23 protein-coding genes are annotated in these 25883 nt (G+C 62.1%); 9 read left to right on the top strand and 14 right to left on the bottom strand.

From position 1 onward, the window contains the following. The first annotated feature begins 210 nt into the window (after nucleotides 1-210). The gene (gene ppsR, locus ACFQ95_RS19580; protein WP_422833651.1) at nucleotides 211-1047 is read left to right on the top strand and encodes a posphoenolpyruvate synthetase regulatory kinase/phosphorylase PpsR; all 837 of its coding nucleotides are present in this window, start codon (nucleotides 211-213) and stop codon (nucleotides 1045-1047) included. Nucleotides 1048-1249: 202 nt separating this feature from the next. Next, entirely contained in the window at nucleotides 1250-2266 is a 1017-nt protein-coding gene (locus ACFQ95_RS19575) for a transporter (protein WP_422833650.1), read from the top strand. A 12-nt stretch (nucleotides 2267-2278) separates the two neighbouring features. Here the strand turns inward: ACFQ95_RS19575 and ACFQ95_RS19570 are convergent, their stop codons facing one another. After that, on the bottom strand, nucleotides 2279-3007 hold the full coding sequence (locus tag ACFQ95_RS19570; protein WP_422833648.1) for an SDR family NAD(P)-dependent oxidoreductase: 729 nt from the start codon (nucleotides 3005-3007) through the stop codon (nucleotides 2279-2281). Continuing rightward, the gene (locus ACFQ95_RS19565) at nucleotides 2995-4104 is read right to left on the bottom strand and encodes a patatin-like phospholipase family protein (protein WP_422833646.1); all 1110 of its coding nucleotides are present in this window, start codon (nucleotides 4102-4104) and stop codon (nucleotides 2995-2997) included. The genes ACFQ95_RS19570 and ACFQ95_RS19565 overlap by 13 nt, the downstream gene beginning before the upstream one ends. A gap of 309 nt (nucleotides 4105-4413) precedes the next feature. Here ACFQ95_RS19565 and ACFQ95_RS19560 point away from each other — a divergent pair, with 309 nt between their 5' ends. Both ACFQ95_RS19560 and ACFQ95_RS19555 read left to right on the top strand, forming a co-directional pair. Further along, the gene (locus tag ACFQ95_RS19560) at nucleotides 4414-5601 is read left to right on the top strand and encodes a phosphatase PAP2 family protein (protein ID WP_422833644.1); all 1188 of its coding nucleotides are present in this window, start codon (nucleotides 4414-4416) and stop codon (nucleotides 5599-5601) included. A gap of 13 nt (nucleotides 5602-5614) precedes the next feature. Beyond that, the gene (locus tag ACFQ95_RS19555) at nucleotides 5615-6232 is read left to right on the top strand and encodes a CDP-alcohol phosphatidyltransferase family protein (RefSeq protein ID WP_422833642.1); all 618 of its coding nucleotides are present in this window, start codon (nucleotides 5615-5617) and stop codon (nucleotides 6230-6232) included. Here the strand turns inward: ACFQ95_RS19555 and ACFQ95_RS19550 are convergent. The 10 genes from ACFQ95_RS19550 to ACFQ95_RS19505 form a co-directional block, all read right to left on the bottom strand. Further along, nucleotides 6183-8000 carry a bifunctional alpha/beta hydrolase/class I SAM-dependent methyltransferase gene (locus ACFQ95_RS19550; RefSeq protein ID WP_422833640.1) on the bottom strand — a complete coding sequence of 606 codons (1818 nt, stop codon included), beginning with the start codon at nucleotides 7998-8000 and terminating at the stop codon, nucleotides 6183-6185. The genes ACFQ95_RS19555 and ACFQ95_RS19550 overlap by 50 nt on opposite strands. A 7-nt stretch (nucleotides 8001-8007) precedes the next feature. After that, nucleotides 8008-8910, bottom strand: a complete 903-nt coding sequence (locus tag ACFQ95_RS19545; protein ID WP_422833638.1) for a phosphatidate cytidylyltransferase — start codon at nucleotides 8908-8910, stop codon at nucleotides 8008-8010. 177 nt (nucleotides 8911-9087) lie between these two features. Beyond that, nucleotides 9088-10605, bottom strand: a complete 1518-nt coding sequence (locus ACFQ95_RS19540) for a mannitol dehydrogenase family protein (RefSeq protein ID WP_422833636.1) — start codon at nucleotides 10603-10605, stop codon at nucleotides 9088-9090. 4 nt (nucleotides 10606-10609) lie between these two features. Then, entirely contained in the window at nucleotides 10610-11701 is a 1092-nt protein-coding gene (locus ACFQ95_RS19535) for an ABC transporter ATP-binding protein (RefSeq protein ID WP_422833635.1), read from the bottom strand. A 9-nt stretch (nucleotides 11702-11710) separates the two neighbouring features. Then, nucleotides 11711-12733, bottom strand: a complete 1023-nt coding sequence (locus ACFQ95_RS19530; RefSeq protein ID WP_422833633.1) for a Gfo/Idh/MocA family oxidoreductase — start codon at nucleotides 12731-12733, stop codon at nucleotides 11711-11713. Then, nucleotides 12730-13611: a sugar phosphate isomerase/epimerase family protein gene (locus ACFQ95_RS19525; protein WP_422833631.1), complete on the bottom strand. Its 882-nt coding sequence runs from the start codon at nucleotides 13609-13611 to the stop codon at nucleotides 12730-12732. The genes ACFQ95_RS19530 and ACFQ95_RS19525 overlap by 4 nt, the downstream gene beginning before the upstream one ends. 28 nt (nucleotides 13612-13639) lie before the next feature. Continuing rightward, entirely contained in the window at nucleotides 13640-14473 is an 834-nt protein-coding gene (locus ACFQ95_RS19520; RefSeq protein WP_422833629.1) for a carbohydrate ABC transporter permease, read from the bottom strand. Nucleotides 14474-14475: 2 nt separating this feature from the next. Further along, complete coding sequence (locus tag ACFQ95_RS19515; RefSeq protein WP_422833627.1) at nucleotides 14476-15357, bottom strand: carbohydrate ABC transporter permease; 882 nt, start codon at nucleotides 15355-15357, stop codon at nucleotides 14476-14478. Between the two features lie 48 nt (nucleotides 15358-15405). Next, the gene (locus tag ACFQ95_RS19510) at nucleotides 15406-16647 is read right to left on the bottom strand and encodes an ABC transporter substrate-binding protein (RefSeq protein WP_422833625.1); all 1242 of its coding nucleotides are present in this window, start codon (nucleotides 16645-16647) and stop codon (nucleotides 15406-15408) included. Nucleotides 16648-16722: 75 nt separating this feature from the next. Further along, nucleotides 16723-18327 carry an alpha/beta hydrolase fold domain-containing protein gene (locus tag ACFQ95_RS19505; RefSeq protein WP_422833623.1) on the bottom strand — a complete coding sequence of 535 codons (1605 nt, stop codon included), beginning with the start codon at nucleotides 18325-18327 and terminating at the stop codon, nucleotides 16723-16725. A 288-nt stretch (nucleotides 18328-18615) separates the two neighbouring features. Between ACFQ95_RS19505 and ACFQ95_RS19500 the strand changes: the two genes are divergently transcribed. Next, nucleotides 18616-19521: an alpha/beta hydrolase gene (locus ACFQ95_RS19500; protein WP_422833621.1), complete on the top strand. Its 906-nt coding sequence runs from the start codon at nucleotides 18616-18618 to the stop codon at nucleotides 19519-19521. Nucleotides 19522-19750: 229 nt separating this feature from the next. Here ACFQ95_RS19500 and ACFQ95_RS19495 read toward each other — a convergent pair whose 3' ends face one another. Further along, nucleotides 19751-20320, bottom strand: a complete 570-nt coding sequence (locus ACFQ95_RS19495; RefSeq protein WP_422833619.1) for a TetR/AcrR family transcriptional regulator — start codon at nucleotides 20318-20320, stop codon at nucleotides 19751-19753. 84 nt (nucleotides 20321-20404) lie between these two features. On the opposite strand from ACFQ95_RS19495, the gene ACFQ95_RS19490 reads away from it, so the two are divergent. The 4 genes from ACFQ95_RS19490 (at nucleotide 20405) to ACFQ95_RS19475 (ending at nucleotide 24444) form a co-directional block, all read left to right on the top strand. Further along, nucleotides 20405-20872 carry a DUF1348 family protein gene (locus ACFQ95_RS19490; RefSeq protein WP_422833617.1) on the top strand — a complete coding sequence of 156 codons (468 nt, stop codon included), beginning with the start codon at nucleotides 20405-20407 and terminating at the stop codon, nucleotides 20870-20872. Between the two features lie 508 nt (nucleotides 20873-21380). Next, nucleotides 21381-22397: a Gfo/Idh/MocA family protein gene (locus tag ACFQ95_RS19485; RefSeq protein ID WP_422833615.1), complete on the top strand. Its 1017-nt coding sequence runs from the start codon at nucleotides 21381-21383 to the stop codon at nucleotides 22395-22397. Next, nucleotides 22397-23449: a Gfo/Idh/MocA family protein gene (locus ACFQ95_RS19480; protein WP_422833614.1), complete on the top strand. Its 1053-nt coding sequence runs from the start codon at nucleotides 22397-22399 to the stop codon at nucleotides 23447-23449. The genes ACFQ95_RS19485 and ACFQ95_RS19480 overlap by 1 nt, the downstream gene beginning before the upstream one ends. Nucleotides 23450-23475: 26 nt before the next feature. Next, nucleotides 23476-24444 (top strand): tripartite tricarboxylate transporter substrate binding protein, encoded by a 969-nt coding sequence (locus ACFQ95_RS19475; protein WP_422833612.1) that lies wholly within the window; start codon nucleotides 23476-23478, stop codon nucleotides 24442-24444. Nucleotides 24445-24538: 94 nt separating this feature from the next. On the opposite strand, the gene ACFQ95_RS19470 is transcribed toward ACFQ95_RS19475, so the two are convergent. Continuing rightward, complete coding sequence (locus ACFQ95_RS19470; RefSeq protein ID WP_422833610.1) at nucleotides 24539-25765, bottom strand: D-alanyl-D-alanine carboxypeptidase family protein; 1227 nt, start codon at nucleotides 25763-25765, stop codon at nucleotides 24539-24541. Nucleotides 25766-25883: the final 118 nt, after the last annotated feature.

Below are 25883 nucleotides of genomic sequence, written 5' to 3'. Positions count from 1 at the left end.
AAAGGTTGAAACCGGGTCTGGGCACCACGGCCGCGCCAATTGGGCTGCGGCCTCGCCAATGCCTGCAGCACAACTTGCTTGTTGTTCTAGTGGGTGTGTGCAGGGCATTTAAATTTGGGAGCGGATGAATCGCGTTGCGCTGATTGTAGAGGCCTCGGCCACCAGATGGGTTGCCGCAAATGTGACCCCATCCTGCAAAATAGCCACACCATGGCCGAACCTACCACCCCCACCCATACTGTTTTCTTCATCTCCGACGGCACCGGCATCACCGCCGAGACCTTTGGCAACGCCATCCTGGCGCAGTTTGAGTTGCGTCCGCGCCACGTGCGCCTGCCGTTCACGGATACGGTGGACAAGGCCCACCAGGTGGTGCGGCAAATCAACCACACAGCTGAAATGGAAGGTAAGCGCCCGATTGTTTTCACCACGCTGGTGAACATGGAAGTGCTGAAGGTCATCAACGAAAACTGCAAAGGCCTGCTGCTCGACATGTTCGGCACCTTTGTGAACCCGCTGGAAACCGAGCTGGGCATCAAGTCGAATCACCGCATTGGCCGCTTCAGCGACGTGAGCAAAAGCAAGGCCTACAACGACCGCATCGAAGCCATCAACTTCTCGCTGGAGCACGACGACGGCCAATCACACCGCGATCTGGAGCAGTCGGACGTGATTTTGGTGGGTGTGAGCCGCAGCGGCAAAACCCCCACTTCGCTCTACCTGGCCATGCAATACGGCCTGAAAGCCTCCAACTACCCGCTGATTCCCGAAGACTTTGAACGTCGTGAGTTGCCGCCAGCGCTGGTGCCACACCGCCGCAAAATCTTCGGCCTGACGATTCACCCAGACCGGCTGAGCGAGATCCGCAACGAGCGCCGGCCGAACTCGCGCTACGCCTCGTTGGAGAACTGCCGCATGGAGGTGGCCGAAGCCGAATCCATGATGCGCCGCTGCGGCATACGCTGGCTCAGCACCACCACCAAGTCGATAGAAGAAATCGCCACCACCATACTGCAGGAGATTCGGCCCGAGCGGCTGGACTACTGAGCGCCATACATCCGCTACCATTTAGATAGCTGCCATCACTTGCATGGCAAGCATCAAAGGCCTATTTCCCTTGGAAATCTGGCCTTTTCCTGTTTTCAACCCGTCAAACCACTGTCACAAAACAGACATGCATCACCGGTAGCGTACGAGCCAAACCTCCGGCCCTGCCCCGCTTTTTATCCAACACATTCGCCACACCGTCATGGGCCAAAACTATGGGTCGGACCGCCACGGCCTCATCTGCGGCTACCGCTTTTGCGCCGGCGGCATAGGCACGCCCGTCACGCTGGAAGAGGCTCACGCCTGGCTGAAAGACGCACAACCCAGCACGCCACGCGGCGAGGGCGACTTTGTCTGGCTGCACTTCAACCTGGGCGACGCGGCAGCAGAAGCCTGGATGCGCTCACATCTGCCCGTGGTGCCCGAGTTTTTTGCCGCGCTGCACGAAGGCTCGCGTTCGACACGTATTGAAGACGCCGACGACACCCTGGTCGCCGTGGTCAACGACGTGGCCTACTCCTTCGCTTTCGACCCCGGCGAGATCGAAACCCTGTGGCTCAATGTCAGCCCGCATCTGGCGGTGAGCGCGCGCCTACATCCGCTGCGCTCCATAGACGTGTTGCGCCAAGCCGTGAAAGACGGCCTGCGCTTCGCCTCATCGGTTGCCTTTCTGAACCGCCTGCTGCACGACCAGGGCGACGTGTTGGTGCGCATCGTGCGCCAGGCCACCACGCTGGTCGACACCGTCGAAGACCAATTGCTCGTGGGCCGCCTGAAACACAAACGCGCCGAACTCGGCCAGCTGCGCCGTGTACTGGTGCGGCTGCAACGCCTGCTGGCCCCCGAGCCGGGCGCCCTGTTCCGCCTGTTGCGCCGCCCGCCGCCCTGGGTGCCGGTGGACGACCTGGAAGAACTGCGCCAGGCCACGGAGGAGTTCTCACTGGTGCTGCGCGACGCCGCCGACCTGCAAGAACGTATTCGCCTGCTGCAGGAAGAAATTGCCGCGCAGGTGGGCGAACAGACCAACCAAAGCGTCTACACACTGACCGTGGTCACGGTGCTGGCCCTGCCAATCAACCTGGCTGCCGGTTTGCTGGGCATGAATGTCGGCGGCATTCCGCTGGCCGAGAACAGCCACGGCTTTTGGTGGATCGTGGCCTTGGTCATAGGTTTTACCGCGCTGGCCGGTTGGTGGGCCATGCGCAAGAAAGACGACTAGCCCGTTAGAACGTTAGCGCCGCAGCCGCAGCAGTGCGCTCGGCAGGCAGTTGAGCAAGCCAATCAGCCAGCGCATCTGCCAGGGAAAAACACACACCGCCTGGCGCTGCTCTATGGCCCGTGTGATGTGCGCCACGGCTTGCGCCTCCGACAGGATGAAGGGTTTGTGGCGGGCATCGCCACCATTCAAGGCCCGCAGCTTGGCCGTGTCCACATAGCCTGGAACTATGGCCGTGACGGCAATGCCAAACGGCTTGAGCCCCGCACGGTAGCTGTCGCAGACACTCAGCACACTGCGTTTGGTGGCGCTGTAGAGTGAGGCGCCGGGGTAGTCGTGCAGCAAGCCGGCGACGGAAGAAATCGCCACCAGATGGCCACTCTTTTGCGCCAGCATTTTTTCTGCGGCCAACTCGAATGCATGGCCCAGCCCGCCCAGATTGGTTAGCAGCATACGCAGCGTGGTGGCCGCATCCAGCGGTTCGTGGCGGGTGTTGAAGTAGAAGCCAGCACACACCACCAGCAAGTCCAGCCCGTGGGCGGCAAAGCCATTGAGCACACTGGCCAACGCGCCATGGTCGGTGATGTCCAGGGCCATGGCTTGCAGTCGCGGCTGCGCGCCCAGCTCGGCCGGCAAGCGCGACAGATCACGGCCACACACCGCAACCTCTTCGCCGCGCGCCAGGTAGTGCCGCGCCAAAGCCAGGCCAATGCCACTGGTGCCGCCCAGGATCAAGATACGCATGGCGTCAGTTCTTTTGCGCTGTTGTAACGATCGACATGGCGCATCGCGGATTTGTCTGCGGGTTGTGGCCGCTGCAAAGCCTCTTGCACACGCTGGTAACCGTATTGCCACTGGGCATCGATGGCGCGCTGATAGTCGGCATAACTTGGCGGCAAACGCAGGCCAATGCGGTTGCCGCGCCAGTCGAGCTTCTTGCCCACCTGGTTGCGCGCCAGCGCGGTAGAAATGTCGGAAGTGTCTATCCACACGTCCAGCGCCTGGCTGTTGACCTGGCGCAGCCGCTGGTTGCCATCCAAGCCCAATACCGAGCGCCAGGCCGGAATGGAAAAGTTCTGGTCGAACGACTCCTTGAACTCCATCATCACCTCGCCCGCCAGCCGCTGCGCCAGCTCGACGGGGAACAGGTCGACCACACCACCGATGTAGCGCTGGCCAGCATGGGCATAAGGTGGAAAGTAGAAAAAATCGATGATGGACAAGCGCGCCGCAGCGTCCAGCGGCAAGCCCTGCACGGTTAATACCGCGTCGGCCACGGCGTGTGGGCCCCAGCGCGGGTCGTTGAATGGAGACCGCATGCCCTGCAGCAGAGCGGCCACACGCGCATCACCAAACACCGTCTGCACAAACAACTTGCGCGTACCACGTGGCTGGCCCGCATCGGCCGGGCCGAACAACAACTGGCCGCCGACGGTGGCCACGGTCACCTCAGACGTTTCGGCCGGTGGTGGCAACGGCAGATGGTGCGGCACCTCAAACAGGTAGTCGTTGAAAAGATCGGGCACCGTCGGTGCGGCCTGCTGCGCCAGTTTGCGCTGCGCGGCCAGCCACAAGGTGCGTGCAATGGTGGCCTGCGGCGCGGGCTGCAAGCCGCGCCAAAAGTCGTACATCTGCGGCGACGCAAGCCAGGCCTTGCGCTGCGCGTCATCGGGCAAAGCTTGAATCACCGCTGCGGCCAGCGCACCGCCGCATGTGGCCAGCAACAGGTCGGGCGCACGCCCCGCATCGCGCGCGGCGGCCACCATGCCCAGGTAGATGCCAAAACGGAAACCACCACCGGCAAACACCATGCATCGCTTGAACTTTTGAGGCTGATCCATGTTGCTAAGATAACCTAACCCCAGGGCCTGTTAACACTATGAGTGCAAGCGCGAACGTGATTAAAAAGCCACCAATCAAGGCGCAATGTCATAAGAGCTTTGGCGGCCAGGTGTCCACTTGGCCTAGAAGTGCAACGCCGAGTGGCGACTTTTTAACCACGTTCCCTTCGGGTTGCGGCCCAAAAGACCAGCCGCGTCGTTGCAAAGCCTTGCCGGGGTTCACCCCGGCTACGTTTTGCGCCTCGCTGCTGGCCCTTTGGACTCGCAACGCGCCTTGCACTCATAGTGTTAACAGGCCCTAGACAACGCATGACTTCAGCAAACAGCGTGACGACTCAACAGCGTTTGCTGCATGTGTGCGTCAACGCTGCCGTATTCAGCCTCTGTTATCTGCTGGCGAACAGGCTGGCAGAACAGCGCGGTATCACACGCCATGTGGCGCTGACGTTGGACAGCCACATCCCGTTTCTGCCGTGGATGGTGTTGCCCTACCTCAGCAGCGGCCTGTTTTTGGTGGCGGCGTTTTTTGTGCTGCGCAGCCGCGACGACCTGCGGGTGCTGAGCCAACGGTTACTCATGGCCAGCGTGTTGGCCGGGCTGGTGTTTGTGCTGTGCCCGCTGCGCTTCAGCTGGCCGCGCCCAGCGATAGACACACCGTGGCTGGCCAGCCTGTTTGGCCTGCTGGGCCAGATGGATGCACCCTACAACCAACTGCCGTCCTTACACGTGGCGTATTGCGTGATCTTGTGGGTGGCGCTGCGCTCGCTACCCACACACTTTGCGGCGCGTGCCTTGCTCGCGGCATGGCTGGTCTTGACCGCCGTGGCCACCCTGTTCACCTTCCAACACCACCTGCTGGATGTGGTGACCGGGCTCGCCCTCGGCCTTGGCTGTGTGGCCACGATCCGGCCAGGCCGCGCAGAAGCCAATGTGGCTTTTTATTACCTGGTCGCAGGCGGCGTGGCTGTGGTTGTGGGGCTGGCGACATGGCCGCTGCTGTTGACCGTCTACCTGGTCGCCAGTCTCTGGCTCGTGGCCCTGGCCTACTGGCGCGCAGACCGGCACTTTCTGCACAAACACAACGGCCGTCATCCGTGGTGGGTATGGTGTTTGTACGCGCCCTACCTCGTCGGTTACCGGCTCACCTGGCTGGCCGTGGTGTGGCGCGACAAGAACAAACCGGCGTTTAGACAGGTCGCGCCACAACTCTGGACAGGACGACGTTTGAGCCGCGCAGAAGCGGCACAACTGCCCGCCCATTGCACGGTGTTCGACCTGGCCAACGAACTCTCTGAAACCCCTGCCCTGCGAACAAGCTACCCACAGTACCGGCATTTCCCATTGCTCGACATCGTGACGCCCCCGGCCGACGCCATCAACGAAATCGTCACTGCCCTGCAAGACGAAACCCGTGCGGGCCGCACTGTGTACTTGCATTGCGCCATGGGCCAGCGCCGCTGCGCGCAAATCGCCCGTGCTTTCTCAGCGCGTTCCTAGCCACAATCCAGCCATGCCCTTTTCGATCTACCAACTCAAACCGGCCTTTCAGCAACTGCTGCGCCCGCTGCTCACACAGTTGGCACGGTGGCAGGTCACGCCCAACCAGGTCACGCTGCTGGCTTTGGCCCTGAGCGTCCTGTATGGCGCGGCGCTGGCGCTGTACCCTGCGGATTGGCGTCTCTGGGCCGGTGTGCCTTTGTTCATGCTGCTGCGTATGGCGTTAAACGCCATCGACGGCATGCTGGCCAACTTCACGGGGCTCAAAAGCCGACTCGGTGCCGTGCTCAACGAGTTGGGTGATCAACTGTCCGACGTGGCGCTGAGCCTGCCGTTTGCACTGGCAACCGGCATTCACGCCCCGCTGGTCGTGGCTGTCACCGTGGCGGCCTTGCTCGCCGAGTTCGCCGGTGTGTTGGCGCTACAGGTGGGTTCACCCCGGCGCTTTGACGGCCCCATGGGCAAAAGCGACCGGGCGTTTGCCTTCGGCCTGCTCGCACTGATGCTGGTGTTTGATGCCGGCCCGCTGTGGCTCAACGGGCTGTTGTGGGTGGTGCTGGTTCTATTGGTGTGGACGGTATTCAACCGCCTGCGGGCCGCACTTCGCTACGCTGCGCCACCGACACCGTAAAAATCCCCGCCAGCCCGACTTCACTGCGTAACTTGCGGCAGCCGATGCTGGCCACCAGCGCGTCCATTTCGGCCTGCGGGCGTGGGCGCATTTGCCAGGCTTGGCCCAGGTGGTTGTTCAGCGTTTTGGCAATCAACAATAACTGCGGATGCCACGGCTGGCCGGTGTAGACCACGTGGCCGCCGGGCTTGAGCTGCTGCCCAATGCCTTGTAGCGAGGTCAACACCCGTGCATTGTCGCTGAACAATTCATACAGGCCCGACACCACCACGATGTCATACGCGCCCTCATCGGCCGGGTAACTGGCCAGGTCGAACGCATCGCGGCGCTGGTAGGCAATGTGGTTCTTCAACTGCAGCGCCATGCTCAATTCTTGTGCCTGGGCCAGGTTGGCGCCATCCACGTCGCGCAGCGTGAGTTCAACTTCGCGGTCTTGAAAACGTTTGAGTGTTTCCAGCACATAGCGCCCGCCCCCGGCGGCCACGTCCAGAATACGCAGCGGCTGGTCTGCGGGGTGCTGCGCAATCAACTCGCCCAGCAGTTGTTGCAGTTGCGCTTTGCGTTGGCGAATGCCGCGCCAACCAATCGCGTCCAGATAACCCTGGTCAATGACGGCGCCTACGCCAAACCGTCCACCCGCCTGGTTGCGGTACACGTAGTCGAGCGAGGCGCCGGAGTCAAAACCCTGGGTCTGGCCGATGTACATGCCATTGCTCAAGTGGCCCAGGCGGCCGAGCAAAAACTTCTGGAAATCGTAGAACTTGTTTTCCAGCGGCGTGCCCGCCGCGCCCTGCTGCATGGCCTTGAGTTGGCTTGCGCTGGCGCTATCGGTGTCGGCAGTGTGGTGGCGTGTGGGCGATGGCAGCGCCTGCGCAAAACAGGTGGCGATGAACGCCTGGCTGGCCTGAACCGCCTGCTGCACCTGCGCCAGGTCTTCGTAAAAAATCGCGTGGTGGCAGTTGGCAATCACCACGTATTCCTTGCGCTTTGAGGCCAGGCGGTCGAAGAACAAACGCTGCGGCGCAGCCTTCACCACGTAGTCTTTGTCGGCCACCAGCATCAGCACCGGTGTGTCTATGGCCTGGGCGTCGGCCACCACACGCGCGGCCGTGTCGGCCAGGTCTATCAACACCCGTGCCGAGATGTTGCGCGTGATCAGCGGGTCGGCGTCGTAGGCCTGGGCCTGCGCCGCAGAGTGCGTGAGCATGCCCGAGCGGATGTAGCTGGTGATGCGCAGCCCGGGGCTGAAACGCAGCGCCAACCGTAACGCGGGTTTGGCCAGGGGCACATACAGGTTGATGTCGAACGCGGCGGCCGCCATCACCACGCCGCGCACGGGGGCCGCGTAGTCGTGCAGCCAGGTGGCGGCAATCACCGCGCCCACGCTGTTGGCCACGATGACGATGTTTTCAGGCGCAATGCCGTGCGCCGCTTCAATGTGCCGCACAAAGGCCTCGAAGTCGCGCACCAGCGTCACAAAATCGGGCGCATCACCACGCTCGCCGGGCGAATGGCCATGGCCGCGCGCGTCCCAGGCAAAGGCCCAGTGCTGGGTAAAACCAAGTTGCTCGACCAAGGGCTGGATACGGCCCGAATGCTCGTGGCCGCGGTGCAGAAAAATCAGCGCCTGCCTGGGCATGCCCTCGGGCTGCACAACAGGCTGCCAGGCATGGTAGAACAGCCGGGTCTGGTCAAAGCTGTTGAAGCCGGACTCCAGGGTTTGCCAGGCGAATTTCGTTAGGGCCGTGGGGGTAACGGGTGATTTCATGCAATCCTTAAATGAGCAGGCCAAGATACAACATTGGCGCAGTCAAGACCAGACTGTCCACCCGGTCCAGCATGCCGCCGTGCCCCGGAATAAGCGCCGAATAGTCTTTGATGCCCAAACGCCGCTTGCCGGCCGAGTACAGCAGGTCGCCCACAAAACCGGCCAGCGACAAACCCACACCCAGCCCCACCAGCAAGGGCGCATCGGCCAGGCGCAGGTAGCGGCCCAACAGCAGCGAAATCAGCATGCTGGCGAACACGCCCGCGAGCAAACCCTGCCAGGTTTTCTGCGGGCTGATGCGGGCGGCAATCTTGTGCCGGCCAAAACACTTACCACCGATGAACTGCGCGATATCGTTTAACGCGGTGAGCGCCAACAGGTAGAAGAACCAGGCGAGATTGAGCCCCGCCATCGGCGTGTGCTGCAACAGCAGGGGCAGGAAACTCAAACCCAGGCACAGCAACAAAAACAGCAGTAGCAGCAGATGTGAACGCTGTCGGCGCAAAACAAACACCAGCGCCTGCAGCAGCAGCAAACCCGCCAACACCGAAGTGGCCAGCGCCGCATGCCACCACGCCAACGCCATTTGCAGCAGCCACACGGCCGCACCAACACCCCAGAAATAATGGCGCGGTGTCGCATGTAATGCGGCCAGTTCACGCAGCGCCAAAAAGGCGATCAACCACATCAACAACGCTGGCCCCCACGGGTACAACAGCAGGCAGGCGCTGACCACCGGGAAGATAAGCCACCAGGCGTTGATCTGCGCACGCAGGCTGCTGCCACGCCGTGTAGCCCACGCCGCGCCCAGACTGGCCAGCACCAGCACGCCATACAGCACCAGCATGGCCAGCAGCGTGCGCGCGGTTGCGGCAAAAGGGCCCCAGCCGATGGCAGAGAACTCAGACATGGGCAGGCTGCCACAGGTGCACAGAGAGGGATGGGACGGGCGACATCCAAAGAATTCTAGTCCAGCATCTGCCGTGTATGCCGGCCAAAACGCTAGGCTTTTAGTAGCACTCTCCGCACATATGGATTGCCTCAGAGGCCGATAAGACTTAAAGCCGTCTAAAGCCCTTCCGGGCCGTCACAACGCCCCTAACGTTGCCGCCACACCGTCTTCGCTCAAGCGCTGCCAATGCCGCGCCACGGCGTTGACAAACACCGGCGATGCGGCCAGTTCGCCAAACAAGGGCACGCCATGGCAAAACGCGGCCGTGCGTTGCTGCGCTGCCAGCGTGGGTTCTGCACTGGTCACAGCCGCATGCGCCAAGGCCAAAGCATCAGCCAAGGCCGCCGCTTGCGGGTCTTGAATCTCGAACTTGCGCCCGGCCTCGTCCACCCCTTGCAGATGGTGCAGCCAGGCTGCGAGCGCCAGCGCCAGCAAACGGATGCTGCCGCCCGAGGCCAGCCGTTGGCGCACGCTGCCAAGCAGGCGTTGCGGCAGCTTCTGCGAGCCATCCATGGCGATCTGCCGCGTCTGGTGCTGCAGCGCCGGGTTGGCGTAACGCGCCAGCAGGCGCTCGCGGTAGGCGGCCACATCCAGCCCGGGCAAGGCGGGCAACGTGGGTTCGATTTCTTCGGTCATCAGCCGCAGCAGGTAACCGCGCAAGGCGGGCTGGGCGACGGCCACATCCACGGTGGGCCAACCGGCCATCACGCCCAGATACGACAGGGCCGAATGTGTGCCGTTGACCATGCGCAGCTTGAGCAGTTCGTAGGGTTCGGCACGCTCCACAAACCGGGCCCCACCGGCTTGCCAGGCGGGACGGCCAGCGGCAAAGCGGTCTTCGACCACCCATTCGAGAAACGGCTCGGCCAGCACCGGCCAGGCGTCCTCCAGTCCCAAGCGTTCGCTGGTGCGCGCGCGGTCTTCGTCGGTGGTGCGCGGCACGATGCGGTCGACCATGGAATTGGGAAACGTGCAGTCGCGTGCAATCCATTCGGCCAACGCCGGGGCTACGCGGTGCGCAAACGCCAACACCAGGCCCCGCAGCGTGCAGCCGTTGGCGGGCAGGTTGTCGAGCGACAGCAACGTGACCGGCGCCAACCCACGCGCATGGCGCAAGGCCAGGCCACGCACCAGCATGCCGATGGCGCTGCGTGGCTGCAATGGGTGGGCCAGATCATGCGTGATGTCTGGGTCTTGCCAACGCAGCGCCAGCGTGGCGGGGTCGTGGCAATAGCCTTTTTCGGTGACGGTGAGGCTGATGATGCGTGTGTCCACGCTGGCCAGGCGCTCCAGCACCGCGCCCGGGTTTTCCGGGGCCACCAGCACTTCGAGCAGGTTGCCTATCACCTGCAGCAGTTCGCGCGGCTGGCCCTTTTCGTCGGCATCCCGCACGGCCACGGTGTACAGGCCGGCCTGCGGCTGCAGCGCATCGCGCGTGTCGGCCCGGCGCAGCGAGACGCCGACCATGCCCCAGGACATGTCGTTGGTATCGACTACCGCGGCTTCGTTGATCACACCCAGGTGCGCGCGCTGGAATGCGCCCACCCCCAGGTGCACGATGCCGGGCCGCAGCGCCGCGCGGTCGTATAGGGGCCGGATTACGGCACTGGGCAACTGCGGCAAAAGACTGGGGTGCAGGCGTGGCGTGACCATGGCGCTACAACACCTGCCCGGTCTTGAGGTCAAACAAATGCAGCCGCGCCGGGTCCAGCGCCAGGCGCAAATGCGCACCCACTTCGGGCCGCACATCGGGCGCCACACGCGCTTTGATCTCTTGCGCCCCCAGCCGCAGCGTCAGCAGGTTTTCGGCGCCTAACGGCTCCATCAGCTCGACCTCGCAGTCCACCGCCGGCCAATCCGGGCGCGCATCGGCCAGCGCCAGGTTTTCCGGACGAATGCCGAGTTCAACCTCTTGCCCCACATGTGGGCGCCAGCGGCCAGCGGCCTCAGCAGGAATGAGCAACGAAGGCCCGCCGCTGATGTGCAGCGCCAGTTGGCCGGCCTCTGAACTCAAACGCGCGGGCAAGAAGTTCATCGGCGGTGAGCCGGTAAAACCCGCCACAAAGCGGTGTTGTGGTGCGCCGTAGATTTCATCGGGCGTGCCGAACTGCACAATGCGCCCGGCCTGCAGCACCACAATGCGGTCGGCCAGGGTCATGGCCTCTACCTGGTCGTGCGTCACATAGATCACCGTCTTGCCCACACGCCGGTGCAGCTTCTTGATCTCGGCGCGCACCTGGTTGCGCAGCAGCGCGTCGAGGTTGGAGAGCGGCTCGTCGAACAAAAACAGCTTGGGTTGGCGCACGATGGCGCGGCCCATGGCCACACGCTGGCGTTGGCCACCCGACAAGGCCTTGGGCAGGCGGTCCAGCAGGTGTGTGATCTGCAGCGTCTCGGCCGCGCTGTTGACGCGCTTGTTGACCTCGGCCTCGGCCACCTTGCGCAGGCGCAGGCCAAAGGCCATGTTGTCGCGCACGGTTTTGTGCGGGTACAGCGCGTAATCCTGGAACACCATGGCAATGTCGCGGTCGCGCGGCGCCAGGTCGTTGACACGTGTGCCGCCGATGTGCAGGTCGCCATCGGAGATTTCTTCCAGCCCGGCCACCATACGCAGCAGCGTGCTTTTGCCACAGCCCGAGGGGCCGACAAAAACAATGAACTCGCCGCTGTTGATCTCCAGATCAACGCCGTGGATGATCTCCACGTTGCCATAGTTTTTGCGGACTTGCCGCAGCGTCACTTCTGCCATGGCGCCGCCCTAACGCTGCACGGGGATGTTGACCCCAGGCTGCGCAATGCCCTCCAACATGGCGGCCATCACACGCATGGCCTCCACGCCGTCACCGATGGTGGGCAGGTCAGTCTGTACGCCACCCAGTTGCGCGAAGAAGGCCTTGAAGAGCGCGTTGTAGCCCTTGAAGTCTTCATTCGCGGCCGCGGTGAAGTTGGGCTTCCATGACAAGGTATCGACACCGTCGTTCAGCGCCGCGTCCAGGTCGTCGGCCTTGAACGGTGGGTTGCGGAAATGGTTCACTTCGATGACACCGTTCACTTCCACCCGCTGGTGGTCGCCCATGATTTGCAGTCGCTCCATGGGTGTGCCGCGTGATTGGATGGTGCCCATGACCACCGTGCCAATGGCCCCGCCTTCGAAGTTGAAGTGTACGTGTATCAGTTGTTTGCCCGCCGCAATCTCGTTGCGGAACACGGTGACACTGAGCACCGGTGCCACAAAGTAACGCACCAGGTCCATGTAGTGCACACAGTGGTGCAGGTAGAAGCCGGTGTAGTCGACGTTACCGCTGAAGTAGGTGGGCGCGGTCATGTATTCGCCGAAGAAGCCGGCCACGGCGCCGAAGTCCTGGCCCTTCACCACGTTGTGCGCCATGCGATTGGCGGTGGCAAAACGCTTCATGAAACCCACACCCACGGTCTTGCCGGCACGCTGCGCCGCAGCCTGGATGGCCAGCGCATCGGCCACGTTGGCGCCGGTGGGCTTTTCCATGAAAACATGGCAGCCCCGCTCCAACGCGGCGATAGCCATGTCGCGGTGCTGTGTGGGGCCCACGGCCATGCCCACCACGTCGAGGCCTGGCACATCGAGCAGCGCGCGGTAGTCGGTGCCCACGTGAGCCACGCCAAAACGTTTGCCAATCTTTTGCGCGGCTTCGGTATTGATGTCGCACACGGCCACCAGCTCCACGTCATGGCGTGTGAGCTGAGGCAACAACATTTGCTCGGCGTGCCGGCCGCAGCCAATCCATCCTACGCGGTACGTCATTTACGGCCTCCGTTCAAGGTGATCAGGTTTTTCAAGAAGCCGCAGGCGGCGGCGAGTTCGGTTTGTTCGTCGTTGGCGGGGGCTTTCCACTGCGCGAACGGAATGCCAATACGCTCGTCGCGGCGGCGGAAGGGCTCCAACGAAATGGTGCCGGAGTAGCCAATTTCGGCCAGTGTGCGCACCACCGGGTTCCAGTCGATATGGCCCGTGCCCAGGTAGCCACGGTGGTTTTCATTGGCCTGGAAGTGGATCATGTGCGCAGCGGCTTCGCGCAGTGCGGTGCAGATGTCGTCGTCTTCCATGTTCATGTGGAAGGTGTCGAGCACCAGGCCCACGCTCTTGTGCTGCACCATCTGCATCAGCGCCACACCTTGGCGGGTGGTGTTCAGGATGTCGGTCTCGAAGCGGTTAAGCGGCTCCACACCGAACTTGATGCCGCACTTGGCTGCCGCCTCGGCGCCGACCTTCAGGCCCTGCACCGTCCAGTCCACACGCTGCTGGCGCAAAGACTCGGGCACCACGTGCGGCGCACGCCCGGCAAACACCAGCGGGTTGCCGTACAGCGGCCCACCGACAATTTGCGCGCCCAGCGCTTGTGCGGTCTCGGCGCAATACACCAGGTAGTCCTGGCCAGCTTGGCGTTTGGCCGCATCGTCGCTGGTGAGGTTACGGTCGAGGTTGACGCGTGCGGCCAGCACCACACCCAGGCCCGCATCGGCCAGTGCACGGCGTGTGGCGGCCAGGTCCAGCTCGCCGGGCTCGGGCACCAGCAGTTCGGCGAAGTCGTAGCCTGCGGCCTTCCAGCGCTCAAACTGCTTGAAGTCTGCGGCCACAAAGGGGCGGTTGTATTGCATCGAGATGATGCCTATGGGATTCATGGAATGTGTCTCCTTTTTGATCTGCAAACTAGCCTTTGACCGCACCTTGGGTCATGCCCGCAACGAGGCGCTTTTGAATCAGCATGAACAGCAGCGTCACGGGCAGCGCGCCCATCACACCGCCTGACGTGAGCAGGCCCCAGGCGATTTCGTATTCGCCCACCAACGTCTGAATGGCCACCGTGAGCGTGCGCACGTTCTGCCCGCCGAGAATGGAGGCGTACAGGTATTCGTTCCACGAGGTGATGAAGATGTAGATGCCGGTGGCGATGATGCCGGGCACGGTCAGCGGCAACACCACACGCACCATGGCGCCTATGGGTGTGCAACCGTCGACCATGGCGGCCTCGTCCAGGCTGCGCGGAATGGCATCGAAGTAGCTGATCATCATCCACGTGGCGAACGGGATGGAGAACGTGGAATGCGCCAGGATCAGGCCCAGGTGGGTGTCGAGCAGGCCCAGGTTCTTCATGATGATGAACAGCGGAATGATCAGCAGCACGATGGGGAACATGTTGACCAGCAGAAACTGCAGCATCAGCACACGCCGGCCGGGAAAACGAAAACGCGAGAACGCATACGCCGCCGTGATGCTGACCGACAAGCCCAGAAACATGGTGCCTATGGAGATAACGAGGCTGTGGCCCAGGTTGTGCAGAAAGGTGGTTTTCTGGAACAGGCGCACATAGTTCTCCAGCGTGACCACGGCCGGCAGCAGCGTGCGGTCCGGCGAGAACAGCGTCGACTCCTGCTTCAGCGAAGTGATCAGCATCCACAGATAGGGGCCGAGAGCGAACAGCACGATGGCGAGCATCGGCAAGTGCAGCGTGAACAAGCGCCGGATAGGTTGGTGCTTTTGCACGCTCATTCGATGCCCTTCCCTGCGCGGCGCAGATACATGTAGATCGCGCCCAGCAACAGCAGCGAGAAACTCACGGCCAGCGCCGAGCCATAACCAAAGTCCATGCTGGCGTAGGTGCGCTTCAGGGCGTACAGCGGCAGCGTGTGTGTGGCGTAGCCCGGGCCGCCACCGGTCATCACGTAGATCACGTCAATCGAGTTCGCCACCCAGATGATGCGCAGCATCACCGCCGTGACCAGCACCGACTTGAGCGCGGGCAAGGTGATGTGCCAGAACTGCTCCCAGTCGGTGGCGCCATCGATCTCGGCGGCCTCGTAAAGGCTGTGCGGAATGGTCTGCAGGCCGGCCAGAATCATGATGGCGAAGAACGGAAAGCCCTGCCACACCAGCGCGGCGATGATGGCGTAGAGCGAGGTGCCCGGGTTGGCCAGCCAGGGCACTGCCGTTTGCAGCAGGCCCAGGCGCAGCATCAGGTCGTTGAGCAGGCCGACCTGCGGGTTGTAGATCCACGACCACATCAGGCCTATGACCACGCTCGGCAACGCCCAGGGAATCAGGATCAAACTGCGCGCCAGGCTGCGCCAGCGAAAGGTCTGGTTCAGCAGCAATGCTGTCACCAGACCCAGCAGCAACTGCAGCGGCACGGTCAGGCCTATCCAGATGGCGGTGCGGCCCAGCGAGGCCCAGAACACCGGGTCGTGCCAGATGGCGATGTAGTTGTCCAGCCCGATGAACTTGACCGCGCGCGGCTTCCACAAGATGTTGTTGTAGAGGCTGGTGATGACCGCCTGCACCATGGGGTAGAACACCACGATGACGGTGGCCAGAACCGCTGGCGACAACAACACATAGGGCAGGATGCTGGTGTGCTTTTTTTGGCTCACGGCACCTCCTGCCCAAGGCAAGGGCATGGCTTAGAAAGCATGGTCAAGCTACTTGGTGTTGAAGTGTTTATCGATCTCTTGCATCATCTGCGCCGACGTGATTTCGCCGTTCAGCGCGCGCTGCATGGTGGTGGGCCACACGCTGGAGACGAAGTCGGCCGTCTGCGGCACCAGCGGCAGCGGCTTGGCGAAGGCCAGCGAATCCATGGTGGCTTTCACAAAACGCTCGGGCTGCGGCACCTTGGCCGATCCGCTCTTGGTCACGGTGAGCTGGCCGGTGGCCTCGTTGAACCTCAGGTTGTTATCGCCCTCGCTCAGGAAGCTCATCCACTTCCAGGCGGCGTCTTTCACCTTCGAGCTCTTGAACATGGTGGTCGATTCATCGCCGAAATAGGTCCAGCGCGCGCCGCCGCATGAGGGCACGGGCACGGCAGACACCTTGTCGCCCAGCGCATCGGCCATGCTCTTGGCCGAGCCTATGTGGTGGAAGATCATCGCCGTGCGGCCCGATTTGAAGGCGCTGGTGATTTCATTAAAACCATCGTTTGGCGCCGAGGGCGGTGCCACCTTGTGTTTACGCAGCAGGTCTATGTACCAGCTATTGGCGGCCACGGCCTTGGCCGAGGTCATGCCGCCGGGGGTGAAGCTGCTTTGCGGCAGCACAAATGGGCCCCAGTTGTCGTGCCCGCCCTTGCCGCCGCGCATGCCAAAACCATACAGCTCGGTGCCGCCGTTGGCACTGGCCGGCAGCGTGAGCTTCTTGGCGGCTTCGAGGAAGTCTTCGCAAGTAGCGGGCGGTTTGAGGTTGTACTTGGCGAACAGGTCGGCGCGGTAGTAGAGATAGATGGCCACGTACTGCAGCGGCATGTAGTAGTACTCGCCGTCGGACGCCTTGTTGATGTCCAGCAGGTTGGGTGCCAGGTCGGCCTTGCCGGGCCAGGTGGCGAGCTGCTTGGTGATGGGCTCGATGGCATTCATCTCCAGCAACTGCGGCTGCAGCGCCAGGCGCGTCACGGCCACGTCCGGCGCCTTGCCACCGGCAATCGAGATGAACAACTTGTCAAAGTAGTTGTTCCACGGAATGTTCTCGGCCTTGATCTTGATGTTGGGGTTCTTGGTCTCGAAGTTCTTGACCAACTCGTCCATGATCTTGGTGTTTTCCGCGTTGTCCACGTGGTACCAGAAGTTGACGGTTTGTTGTGCCGATGCACCCGCGCTGAGGGTCAAGGCCAAGCTGATCGCACTGAGCGTGCGCAGATAAGGGCGAAACGGGCGACGAGAAGATTGCATGTTTGTCTCCTTTTTATGTGCTTACCAAAACTGGGCAGGTCCAAGCCACCCTACTGACCCAACGACTGAATGGACTCAGAGCGTGCGCAGGTAGGCGGCAGCGTCGTCAAACGCGGCACGCGCCTCGGGCAGTTCACTGCCCATTTGCATGAAGCCGTGCACCACACCGTCAAAAATCTTCAGTCGCGTGGGCACCTTGGCGGCCTCCAGGCGCCGCGCCAGCGCCACGCTGTCGTCACGCAGCGGGTCAAGGCCGGCGGCGTTGAGGTAGATCGGCGGCAGGCCGGCCAGGTCGGCCACATCGGCCAACAGCGGCGACACCCGCGGGTCGTTCGCGTCGTTGCGTTCACCACTCAGATAGTGCGCGCGGTACCAGGCCATTTTTTCGCTAGACAAACCAAACTGCCCACCTCCGCAGCGCATGTGGGACTCGGTTTGGTGGTCGGCCGAAAACACGCCGTAGAACAACAAGGCGGCGTGTGGCAACACCTCGCCCGCGTGGCGCAAGTCGAGCATCAAAGACAGGGCAATGTTGGCGCCCGCAGAGTCGCCGCTCACCACCCAGGGTGCGCCCAGGCGTAGCCCGGCCTGTTCGGTGCGCAGCCAGTGCCAGGCGCGTACGGCGTCATTCAGGCCGGCGGGGAAAGGCGCGTCCGGCGCCAGCCGGTAATCCACACCCACCACCACCATGCCGGTGGCCAGCGCCAGCCGCGCCATCGCCCCCATGTGGGTATTGAGATTGCCGACCACCCAGCCGCCACCATGCAGGTAGACCAGGGTACCCGGCTTGCCGCCCGTTTTCGGGGCTACTCGCACACCGGCGATGCCGCCAGATGGACTGGGAATGGTGAAGTGCTCCACCGCCACGTCCAGGCCATCCAGCCGGTTCCAACGTTCGTTGATGGCATTGAAGTTCAAACGCGCCTGCGCCAGGGGAATGGTCATGGGGTTGGGCAGGTGTGCGTCTTCTTTTTGCAGGCGCAGGAACACGGCCTCCATGCTAGAAGACATGCGTAATTCGGGGGTGGAAGAATTCATATCGTCGGGCTCGCCAATCACACTGGAAACGTGGTGGAACAACACGCGGTCAAGCTCGGCAGCGCGGCCTGACAACACGGCTTCTATGATCTTCCAGTGGCGCAGCGCGGTGTCGCGCAGGGTGCGCCGCGTGGTCGACTGGGTAATCTTGTAGCGGTGGCTGCTGAGCGAGCAGCGGTCGAGAATCGGCACCAGCGCCGGCAGGTTGGCGCGGTCGTAGAGTGCGCGGTGGAATTCCTGGTCGAGTTCGAACAGCGCGTATTCGTCGCCCGCTTCGGCCACCGCCTCCATCTGCTGCACCAGCATGCGCAGCCCCTGGATGTGTTCGGCCGTGAAGTTGCCAATCGACAGGTAGGCCGCACGCGACTCCATACGAGCACGGATGTCCAGCGCCTCCTGCCCCTCGGCCGCCGACACCCCGGCCACCACCGTGCCGCGGTAACCCTGGCGCACGATCAGGCCGTCTTCCTTCAGCCGCATCAGGGCCTCGCGCACGGTGCTCTGGCTGCAACCCATGGCCTTGGCCAGGTCCAGTTCCACCAGTTGCTGGCCCGGCGCGCGCTCGGCCAGAACGATCTGGCGACGCAGGGCCTGGTAGACCTCTTGGCTCTTGCGGCCGGTGGTGCTGGGGATGGCAGACATGGGGCAACTTTATTATCGATAATCGAAAATTTAACTATCGATAACCCTAGACCACAGGCTGTAGAGGCGCATTTTTTGCCGCCTGTTCAGCTGTAGAAAGTCGCTGTACCTGGACCTATGCGCCATTCAACATCGACCTTTGCAATTGCCCGAAAACATGACACCGGAAAGCCACGGAAGCTCGTTTCGGTTTTTGCAGTAACGCCAGGTTGACGCACGCGTATGCATCCAAAAGCCGTTTAATGGCGTATGGACTGCATGCCTTTCCTTTCTAAACTTTCCACACCAATGAACCGCCGCCTAGGCCTCATGGGCATAGGTTCCGCCATCGCGACCCTGGTGTCCGGCTGTTCTGCTGCCCAGGTGCTGGACCATCTGGTGGCCCATGACTCCTACCACGGCCCCACGGGCGTGCCCTACGGGCCCGATCCGCGGCATCTGCTGGATGTGTACCAGCCAGACAGCGGCACGGTGCCCGGCAATGCACCAGTGGTGCTATTTTTTTACGGTGGCAACTGGACGCGCGGCGAGCGGGCCGAGTATCGTTTTGTGGGCGAAGCCCTGGCAGCCAACGGCATCATCGCGGTGGTGGCCGACTACCGGCTGAGCCCCCACGTGCACTACGACGGCTTTCTGGGCGATTGCGCATTGGCCCTGCAATGGACCTTGTCGCATGCAGCCAGCCTGGGTGGCGACCCTGCGCGGGTGATGGTGATGGGCCATTCCGCCGGGGCTTACAACGCCGCCATGCTGGCACTGGACCCGCGTTGGCTGGCGCCTTTGGGTTTAACACCCAATAGCCTTGCGGGCTGGATTGGTCTGGCCGGGCCGTACGACTTTTTGCCGATTGGCGACCCCGAGGTAAGGGTGGCGTTTGGCTGGCCGCAAACCCCGGCGAATTCCCAGCCCATCTTCTACGCCAACACCAAAGCCCCGCGCACCTTACTGCTGGCCGCACGCAACGACACAGTGGTGGACGCGCAACGCAACACCGTCGGCCTGGCGAACCGGTTGCGGGCCGGGGGTACCGAGGTGGCTATACAGCTCTTTGACAATATTGGCCACGTGACGACCGTTGCCGCCCTGGCCCGGCCCCTGGACTGGATAGCCCCGGTACTGCCGACCGTGCTGGCCTTTGTGCGCGGGGAGTCACTGCGTAGCGACAGCAACACATTGATGAATACCACGGCTTGAAGCATGGGTTCAGGCTTGCCCTGGCGGTTCCTCGACCATCACTCATGCGTATTTTGACCAGCCTGCTTGTTGCGCCGACAGCCGCTTTGCAGCGGTTGCGGTCGAGTAAAGCCCCACGCTTTGGTGGCTGCAATTGGCGGCCAATTGCTGTCTTGGCCTTATGCCCCGACACGATCGGCACGTGGCGCCGTGCTGAGACCAGCCCTAAGGCATCAACCGTTTGGCGACTCTATTTGCGCAAAATTCTTGAGACCACGGCTTGAAAGCTCTCCATCACTTCATCAATCGGCTGACCCATCTGGGCATGAACGATAGCGCCATCTATCAATAGCGATACAGGGTGTCCCGCAGACACGGCATCGCCACCAAACAGCTCATCGAGCACGGACGACATCTCTTGCTTGTGGCGACGGACAGTGTTGAGGATTTCGGGATCGGAAGAGCCGAGTTCAGCGGCTGCATTGAGAAACGCGCAACCCCGGAAGTCGGGTTGGCTGAACCAGGTCTTGAGGGTCTGTGCGAGCGCGTTCACCGCTGGTAGACCAGTGGCGCTGGCTTCAGCCAAGCTGGTCTGGAACCAGGAAATCCACTTTCCATGGCGGTAGTCGAGGTAAGCACGGATCAGATCGTCTTTGCTTGCGTACTGACGGTAAAAGGTGACCTTGCTGACAGACGACCGCTCAATGATCTTGTCAACACCTGTAGCCCTGATGCCTTCTCCGTAGAACAGAGCATGGGCTGCCACCAGGATGCGCTCCCGCGGCGGCAATGACTCCAAAGATTGTTCAGAAGTTTTCATGCAGACATTGTAGACAGGTCGTTCCACCTGCGCTACATTTCGTACGTAGACAGATCGTTCCACATCACTTCAAGAGGTCACATCATGGAAACTCGCCCACCCCTTCCCCCGTTCTCACTCGCAACCGCTATTGAAAAAGTCCGCTTGGCCGAAGACGGCTGGAACACGCGGGACGCGGCCAAGGTCGCGACGGCCTACACCCTGGACACGAAATGGCGCAATCGGGCGGAGTTCGCGAACAGTCGAGCCGAGGCCCAGGCTTTCCTTGAGAGAAAGTGGAAGAAGGAGCTTGACTACAGGCTCATCAAAGAGCTTTGGTTGTATGGAGAAAACCGCATCGCAGTTCGCTATGCCTATGAGTGGCACGACGACGCCGGGAACTGGTTCCGTTCGTATGGGAACGAGAACTGGGAATTTGAGGCCGACGGCCTCATGCGCCGACGATTCGCATGCATCAATGACATGCCTATCAAGGAATCAGAGCGGAAGTTCCATTGGCCCCTGGGTCGTCGGCCAGATGACCACCCTGGATTGTCTGACCTTGGTCTGTGAGAAAAAGCCTTATGCCGCAAGGAACAAAAAGCGCAATGCAATCAAGCAGGGTCCGTGCGGGAGAAGTTAAGGCTTGGTAACGTTCTGCAGCAGCGCAAAGTCGCTGGACTTTGACCTGGAACCACGCAACTTTGCCCCATCAGCCAGACCTACACCCTGTGCCATCTGCCGGAGCCGCAATCCGGCCGTTGGCGCTAGGGTAAGTTCTAGGACTTGTCTCCTTGACCGAGCAAATGTTATCGATCACTATCAGCCAAGTGAAGACTAGAAAGTCAGCTTGATCTGCCGATCAATCCCTTGTCTTTTGCTGAAACCAACGGGTTGATGAATATCGATAACAGTTGCGGCACGTGTGAAAGGCGCAAGGTTTTCCTGAATACCGATTACATCGGTTTTCAGGGCCGACTCGTACGAATCCAGCTGCCACCTTGGCCAGCAGCGCCGTCTTGCAGTGTGTGGCTTGGGGCCGCCTTAGAGCCAGCAGCACCCCCTACCTGGAGTTGAACGGATGATCACTTTCGGAGTTGTTGGCGCCGACCACAGGCATATCTACCACCTCATCGAGGGGCTGCTGCGCGAGGGTGCACACTGTGCCGGTTATCTGTCTACGTCCACCGATGCCAAGGTACTGGAGGGCATTCAAAGCCGGTTTCCGCAACTTCGCGCAGTCGACTCCGCAGCGCAACTTTATGAAGACCCGAGCATTGCGCTGATCGTGACAGCGGCGGTCCCAGCGCAGCGGGCGGAGATCGCAATAAAAGCCATGCGGCATGGCAAGGATGTGCTCAGCGACAAGCCCGGCGTGACGGACCGCAACCAGTTGCAGCAGGTAGAAGCGGTTGTGAAAGAGACCGGCCGGCGCTTTGCTATCTGTTTTTCAGAGCGCATGATTGTGCCCTCGGTTGCGATGGCGCAAAGACTGATCACACAGGGCGCGATTGGTCAGGTGGTCCAAACCCTGGGCTTGGGCCCACATCGCCTGAACGCATCGATTCGTCCCGACTGGTTCTTCGACAAGTCCCATTACGGCGGCATTCTGGTCGACATTGCCTCGCATCAAATCGACCAGTTCCTCACACTTACCCACTCGGCCGATGCCGAGATCAGCCACGCCGCAGTGGCGCACTTCGGCCATGCCACGCGGCCGGACTTTCAAGACTTCGGCGAAGTGGCGTTGAAATCCAAGACCAATCTCTCACGCGGCTATGTTCGTGTCGACTGGTTCACACCGGACGGCCTGCCGACCTGGGGCGACGGTCGTTTGTTCATCACCGGAACCGAGGGCTACATCGAGCTGCGCAAGTACCTGGACATTCAGGGACGCAGCGGCACGGACCACTTGTTTTTGTGCGACCGCCAGGGCACACGCCATATCGACTGCCAGGACGAGCCCATCACCTTCTTCAAGAAGCTGATCCAGGATGTGCAGGAGCGCACCGAAACGGCAATCTCGCATACACACGCCTTCACCGTGTGCCGGCTGGCACTTGAAGCGGACGCACTGGCATCAAAAGGAAATACGTGATGAAAAAAATTGGCGTCGCGCTGGTGGGTCTGGGCCCCGGCGCAGAACCGCATCTGGCGAGTTTCAGTGCCTTGCAAGAGCGCATGGATCTGCGCTGGTGTGTGACCCGAGACATCGCCAAAGTGGGCCAGGTGCATCAGAAGCGCCAGAGCTTGCTGCTGGCGAACGTGCGGCTGACCAGCGATCTGAACGAGGTTCTGGCAGACGCGGCCGTGCAGGCCGTGGTGTTGGCGACGCCGGCCAACACCCATCTGGCGATTGCCAGACAAACACTTGCGGCAGGCAAACACACACTGGTTGAAAAGCCGCTCGACGTCTCGCTGCAACGCGCAGAAGAATTGGTGCAGATCGCCGATGCCAGCGGGCTGTGTTTTGGGGTGGTGTTGCAGCATCGCTTCCGCCCCGCAGCGGTGCGCCTGCGTGAGTTGCTGAACGCAGGCGAACTCGGCCCGTTGCAGGCCGGCATTCTCCAGGTGCCGTGGTGGCGCTCGCAAGCCGGTTACTACGACCAGCCGGGACGCGGCACGCTGGAGCGCGACGGCGGCGGTGTGTTGCTGACGCAGGCCATCCACTCGATTGATCTGTTTCGCAGCCTTGTGGGGGTGCGCAAAGTCGTGGCTGCACAAGTCGTGACCACAGCCACCCACCAGATGGAAACCGAGGATTTTGTGTCCGCATTGCTGACCCTGGGCAACGGTGCACCGGGCAACCTCATGGCCAGCACCGCCATGTACCCCGGTCGCCCGGAGTCGATGGAACTGGTGTTCAGCCACGCCAATGTGTCTTTGGTCGGCGGCCGTTTGCAGGTGCAGCACCACGATGGGCGAACCGAGGTGGTAGAGGGCGACGCCAAGACCGGCAGCGGAGACTCCATCATGGACTTTTCGCCCGAGGCCCACACCGCGCTGCACCGCGATTTCCTGGACGCCATCACCCATGGGCACGCACCCACCGTCAGCGGACGCGAAGCACTGCTGACCCATCGCCTCATAGAAGAAATTCTCTCCGCAGGAGCAGAAGAGCCGCAGCGGCACCACGCCGCATCCCTTTAGCCACCGATACCTACAACGAGGAAGACATGAGCACATTGACCCGAAGGATGATTGCATGGGTAGCGTTGTCAGCCTGGGCCACACTGGCCGCCGCCGCCGACTACCCCACCAAGCCGGTGAAGATTGTGGTGCCTTATGCGCCGGGGGGCACAACCGATGTGCTGGCGCGCTTCTTGGGCCAGCGGCTATCGGAGAATCTGAGCCAGCCGGTCGTGGTCGACAACCGCCCCGGCGCCGCCGAAGCCGTGGGTGCCGGCGCCGTCGCCAAGTCGCCGGCCGACGGCTACACCCTGCTGCTGGTCACGCTCACAACGCAGGCCATCAACCCCACGCTGTTCCCCAAACTGCCGTTCGATGCGACCAAGGAACTGACCGCCGTGGGCCGCGTGGCCGACGTGCCGGGCATGATCGCCGTCAACCCCAACGTGCCCGCTAAAAACCTGGCCGAGTTCCTCAGCTACCTGAAGGCCAACCCTGGGCGTAACTACGCGTCGCCGGGCGCAGGCACACCCAACCATCTCGCCACCGAACTGTTTTTGAAAGCGGCCGGTGTGCAGGCCGTGCACATCCCCTACAAGGGCGGTGCGCCGGCCGTCCAGGACCTGATGGCAGGCCACGTGGACTTCATGCTGATCCTGGCCCCCGAAGCCATGCCGCTGATCGCATCCGGCAAGCTGCGCGCCATCGCCATGACGTCGCTGCAGCGCTCGCCCATGTTCCCCGACCTGCCCACCGTGAGTGAATCAGGCCTGAAGGATTTTGAAATGGTGGTCTGGTACACGCTGCTGGTGCCAGCCGGCACACCCGCAGACGTGACCGGCAAATTGAACAAGTCGCTCAACTACGTGCTGAACGAGAAACAGACCAAGGACAAACTGGCCGAGCTCAGCATCAAACCAGCGGGTGGCACGGCAGAAGAAGCGATGGCTTTCGCCGCAAAAGAAGCGGCAAAGTGGAAGAAGGTGATAGAAGACGCGAACATTCGCGCCGAGTAAACCAGCCAGCGCCGTGTGCCCAGGCCGGTGCGTTCATCACGCCCGGATCACCCCCGGCACACTGGCGCGGCCAGCCGCTTGATACAAGGCCAGGTTACTTGACCAGGCGTTGCCACAAACGTTGCATGAAGCCCGCGCGCTCCACATCCGCCTGCGCGATCAGCGGTGTTTCGCCAATCGGCTTGCCGTTGGACTCTGCGATCACCTTGCCGATCACGGCGCCCTTGGCAATCGGCGCTTCCAGATCGGCCTTCAACTGCACCGAGGTCTGCACCTTCTGACCGCGTGGCACGGTCAGCGTCCATGGCGCTCCCAGGCCGGCGGCCACGGTGTCGGCCTTGCCGTAGCTGATCTTGGCATTCGTCACCAAGGTGTTCGGCTGGAACGGCGTGGCCTTCTCGAATTGGCTGAAACCCCAGCTCAGCAGCTTGCGGCTTTCGTCGGCGCGCGCCTTGGCGCTGTTGGTGTTGAGAATGACCGTGATCAGGCGCATGTCGTTGCGCTTGCTGGAGGTCACCAGGCAGTAACCGGCTTCCTCGGTGTGGCCGGTCTTCAAGCCATCAACCGTGGGGTCGGTGTAGAGCAAGGCATTGCGGTTGCCTTGTTTGATGCCGTTGTACTTGAACTCACGCTCGGCGTAGATCGAGTAGTAGTCGGCGCTGTCGCGGATGATGGCGCGCGCCAGGATGGCCAGATCTCGGGCAGAAGCCTTGTGCGCTGGATCGGGCAGGCCCGTGGGGTTGACGAAATTTGTGTTCGTCATGCCAAGGCGCTTGGCTTCGGCGTTCATGAGCTTTGCGAAGCCGGCTTCGGAACCCGCCATGTGCTCGGCGATGGCCTTGGAGGCGTCGTTACCCGACTGGATGACGATGCCACGCAGCAGATCAATCACCGTCGCCTGGCCATTCAGCGGCAGGTACATACACGACTCGGTGCTCGAACCGCGGCACCAGGCGTTCTCGCTGACGGAAACCAGCTCGTCCTTCTTGAGCTTGCCCGAACGAAGGGCCTGCTCGACCAGGAAGCTGGTCATCATCTTGGTGAGCGACGCTGGCGGCAGCGCTTCGTCGGGGTTGGCCCAGGCGAGTACCTCTCCGGAGTCGGCGTCCATCACCAGCCAGGCCTTGGCGGGGATGGCTGGCGCACCGCTGGCCACAGCGGATTGCCCGGCCAATGGCGGCAGGGCCTCAACTGCGGGCTTTTTGCTCGCAGCCGGCTTGGCTGCGCGGCGCTCGGCTGCAAAAGTGGGTGCATTGGGCACCAGGGTGCCTGCGGCTATGGCGAATACGAGGGGCAGGAGGGCAAATTTCGTGGATGACATGGGATTTCCGGTGGTGACCCCTTATTGTCGCGGAGCCCATAGCACTTTTTTAAGGCTACATGTAAGAGATTTTCACCAATAGGAATCGGGGCAGTGACAATGCCTGGGTACAAAGCCC

The sequence above is a fragment of the Variovorax sp. HJSM1_2 genome (genome assembly GCF_049316285.1).
In the GTDB taxonomy this organism is placed as follows: Bacteria; Pseudomonadota; Gammaproteobacteria; order Burkholderiales; family Burkholderiaceae_C; genus Rhodoferax_B.
The sequence above is the reverse complement of the archived record's forward strand: the minus strand, read 5'-3'. Positions and strand labels throughout refer to the sequence as shown.

Excerpts from the sequence above, each read along its gene's own strand:
- ppsR (WP_422833651.1), top strand. The coding sequence starts at position 211 with ATGGCCGAACCTACCACCCCCACCCATACTGTTTTCTTCATCTCCGAC.
- ACFQ95_RS19575 (WP_422833650.1), top strand. The coding sequence starts at position 1,250 with ATGGGCCAAAACTATGGGTCGGACCGCCACGGCCTCATCTGCGGCTAC.
- ACFQ95_RS19570 (WP_422833648.1), bottom strand. The coding sequence starts at position 3,007 with ATGCGTATCTTGATCCTGGGCGGCACCAGTGGCATTGGCCTGGCTTTG.
- ACFQ95_RS19565 (WP_422833646.1), bottom strand. The coding sequence starts at position 4,104 with ATGGATCAGCCTCAAAAGTTCAAGCGATGCATGGTGTTTGCCGGTGGT.
- ACFQ95_RS19560 (WP_422833644.1), top strand. The coding sequence starts at position 4,414 with ATGACTTCAGCAAACAGCGTGACGACTCAACAGCGTTTGCTGCATGTG.
- ACFQ95_RS19555 (WP_422833642.1), top strand. The coding sequence starts at position 5,615 with ATGCCCTTTTCGATCTACCAACTCAAACCGGCCTTTCAGCAACTGCTG.
- ACFQ95_RS19550 (WP_422833640.1), bottom strand. The coding sequence starts at position 8,000 with ATGAAATCACCCGTTACCCCCACGGCCCTAACGAAATTCGCCTGGCAA.
- ACFQ95_RS19545 (WP_422833638.1), bottom strand. The coding sequence starts at position 8,910 with ATGTCTGAGTTCTCTGCCATCGGCTGGGGCCCTTTTGCCGCAACCGCG.
- ACFQ95_RS19540 (WP_422833636.1), bottom strand. The coding sequence starts at position 10,605 with ATGGTCACGCCACGCCTGCACCCCAGTCTTTTGCCGCAGTTGCCCAGT.
- ACFQ95_RS19535 (WP_422833635.1), bottom strand. The coding sequence starts at position 11,701 with ATGGCAGAAGTGACGCTGCGGCAAGTCCGCAAAAACTATGGCAACGTG.
- ACFQ95_RS19530 (WP_422833633.1), bottom strand. The coding sequence starts at position 12,733 with ATGACGTACCGCGTAGGATGGATTGGCTGCGGCCGGCACGCCGAGCAA.
- ACFQ95_RS19525 (WP_422833631.1), bottom strand. The coding sequence starts at position 13,611 with ATGAATCCCATAGGCATCATCTCGATGCAATACAACCGCCCCTTTGTG.
- ACFQ95_RS19510 (WP_422833625.1), bottom strand. The coding sequence starts at position 16,647 with ATGCAATCTTCTCGTCGCCCGTTTCGCCCTTATCTGCGCACGCTCAGT.
- ACFQ95_RS19505 (WP_422833623.1), bottom strand. The coding sequence starts at position 18,327 with ATGTCTGCCATCCCCAGCACCACCGGCCGCAAGAGCCAAGAGGTCTAC.
- ACFQ95_RS19500 (WP_422833621.1), top strand. The coding sequence starts at position 18,616 with ATGAACCGCCGCCTAGGCCTCATGGGCATAGGTTCCGCCATCGCGACC.
- ACFQ95_RS19495 (WP_422833619.1), bottom strand. The coding sequence starts at position 20,320 with ATGAAAACTTCTGAACAATCTTTGGAGTCATTGCCGCCGCGGGAGCGC.
- ACFQ95_RS19490 (WP_422833617.1), top strand. The coding sequence starts at position 20,405 with ATGGAAACTCGCCCACCCCTTCCCCCGTTCTCACTCGCAACCGCTATT.
- ACFQ95_RS19485 (WP_422833615.1), top strand. The coding sequence starts at position 21,381 with ATGATCACTTTCGGAGTTGTTGGCGCCGACCACAGGCATATCTACCAC.
- ACFQ95_RS19480 (WP_422833614.1), top strand. The coding sequence starts at position 22,397 with ATGAAAAAAATTGGCGTCGCGCTGGTGGGTCTGGGCCCCGGCGCAGAA.
- ACFQ95_RS19475 (WP_422833612.1), top strand. The coding sequence starts at position 23,476 with ATGAGCACATTGACCCGAAGGATGATTGCATGGGTAGCGTTGTCAGCC.
- ACFQ95_RS19470 (WP_422833610.1), bottom strand. The coding sequence starts at position 25,765 with ATGTCATCCACGAAATTTGCCCTCCTGCCCCTCGTATTCGCCATAGCC.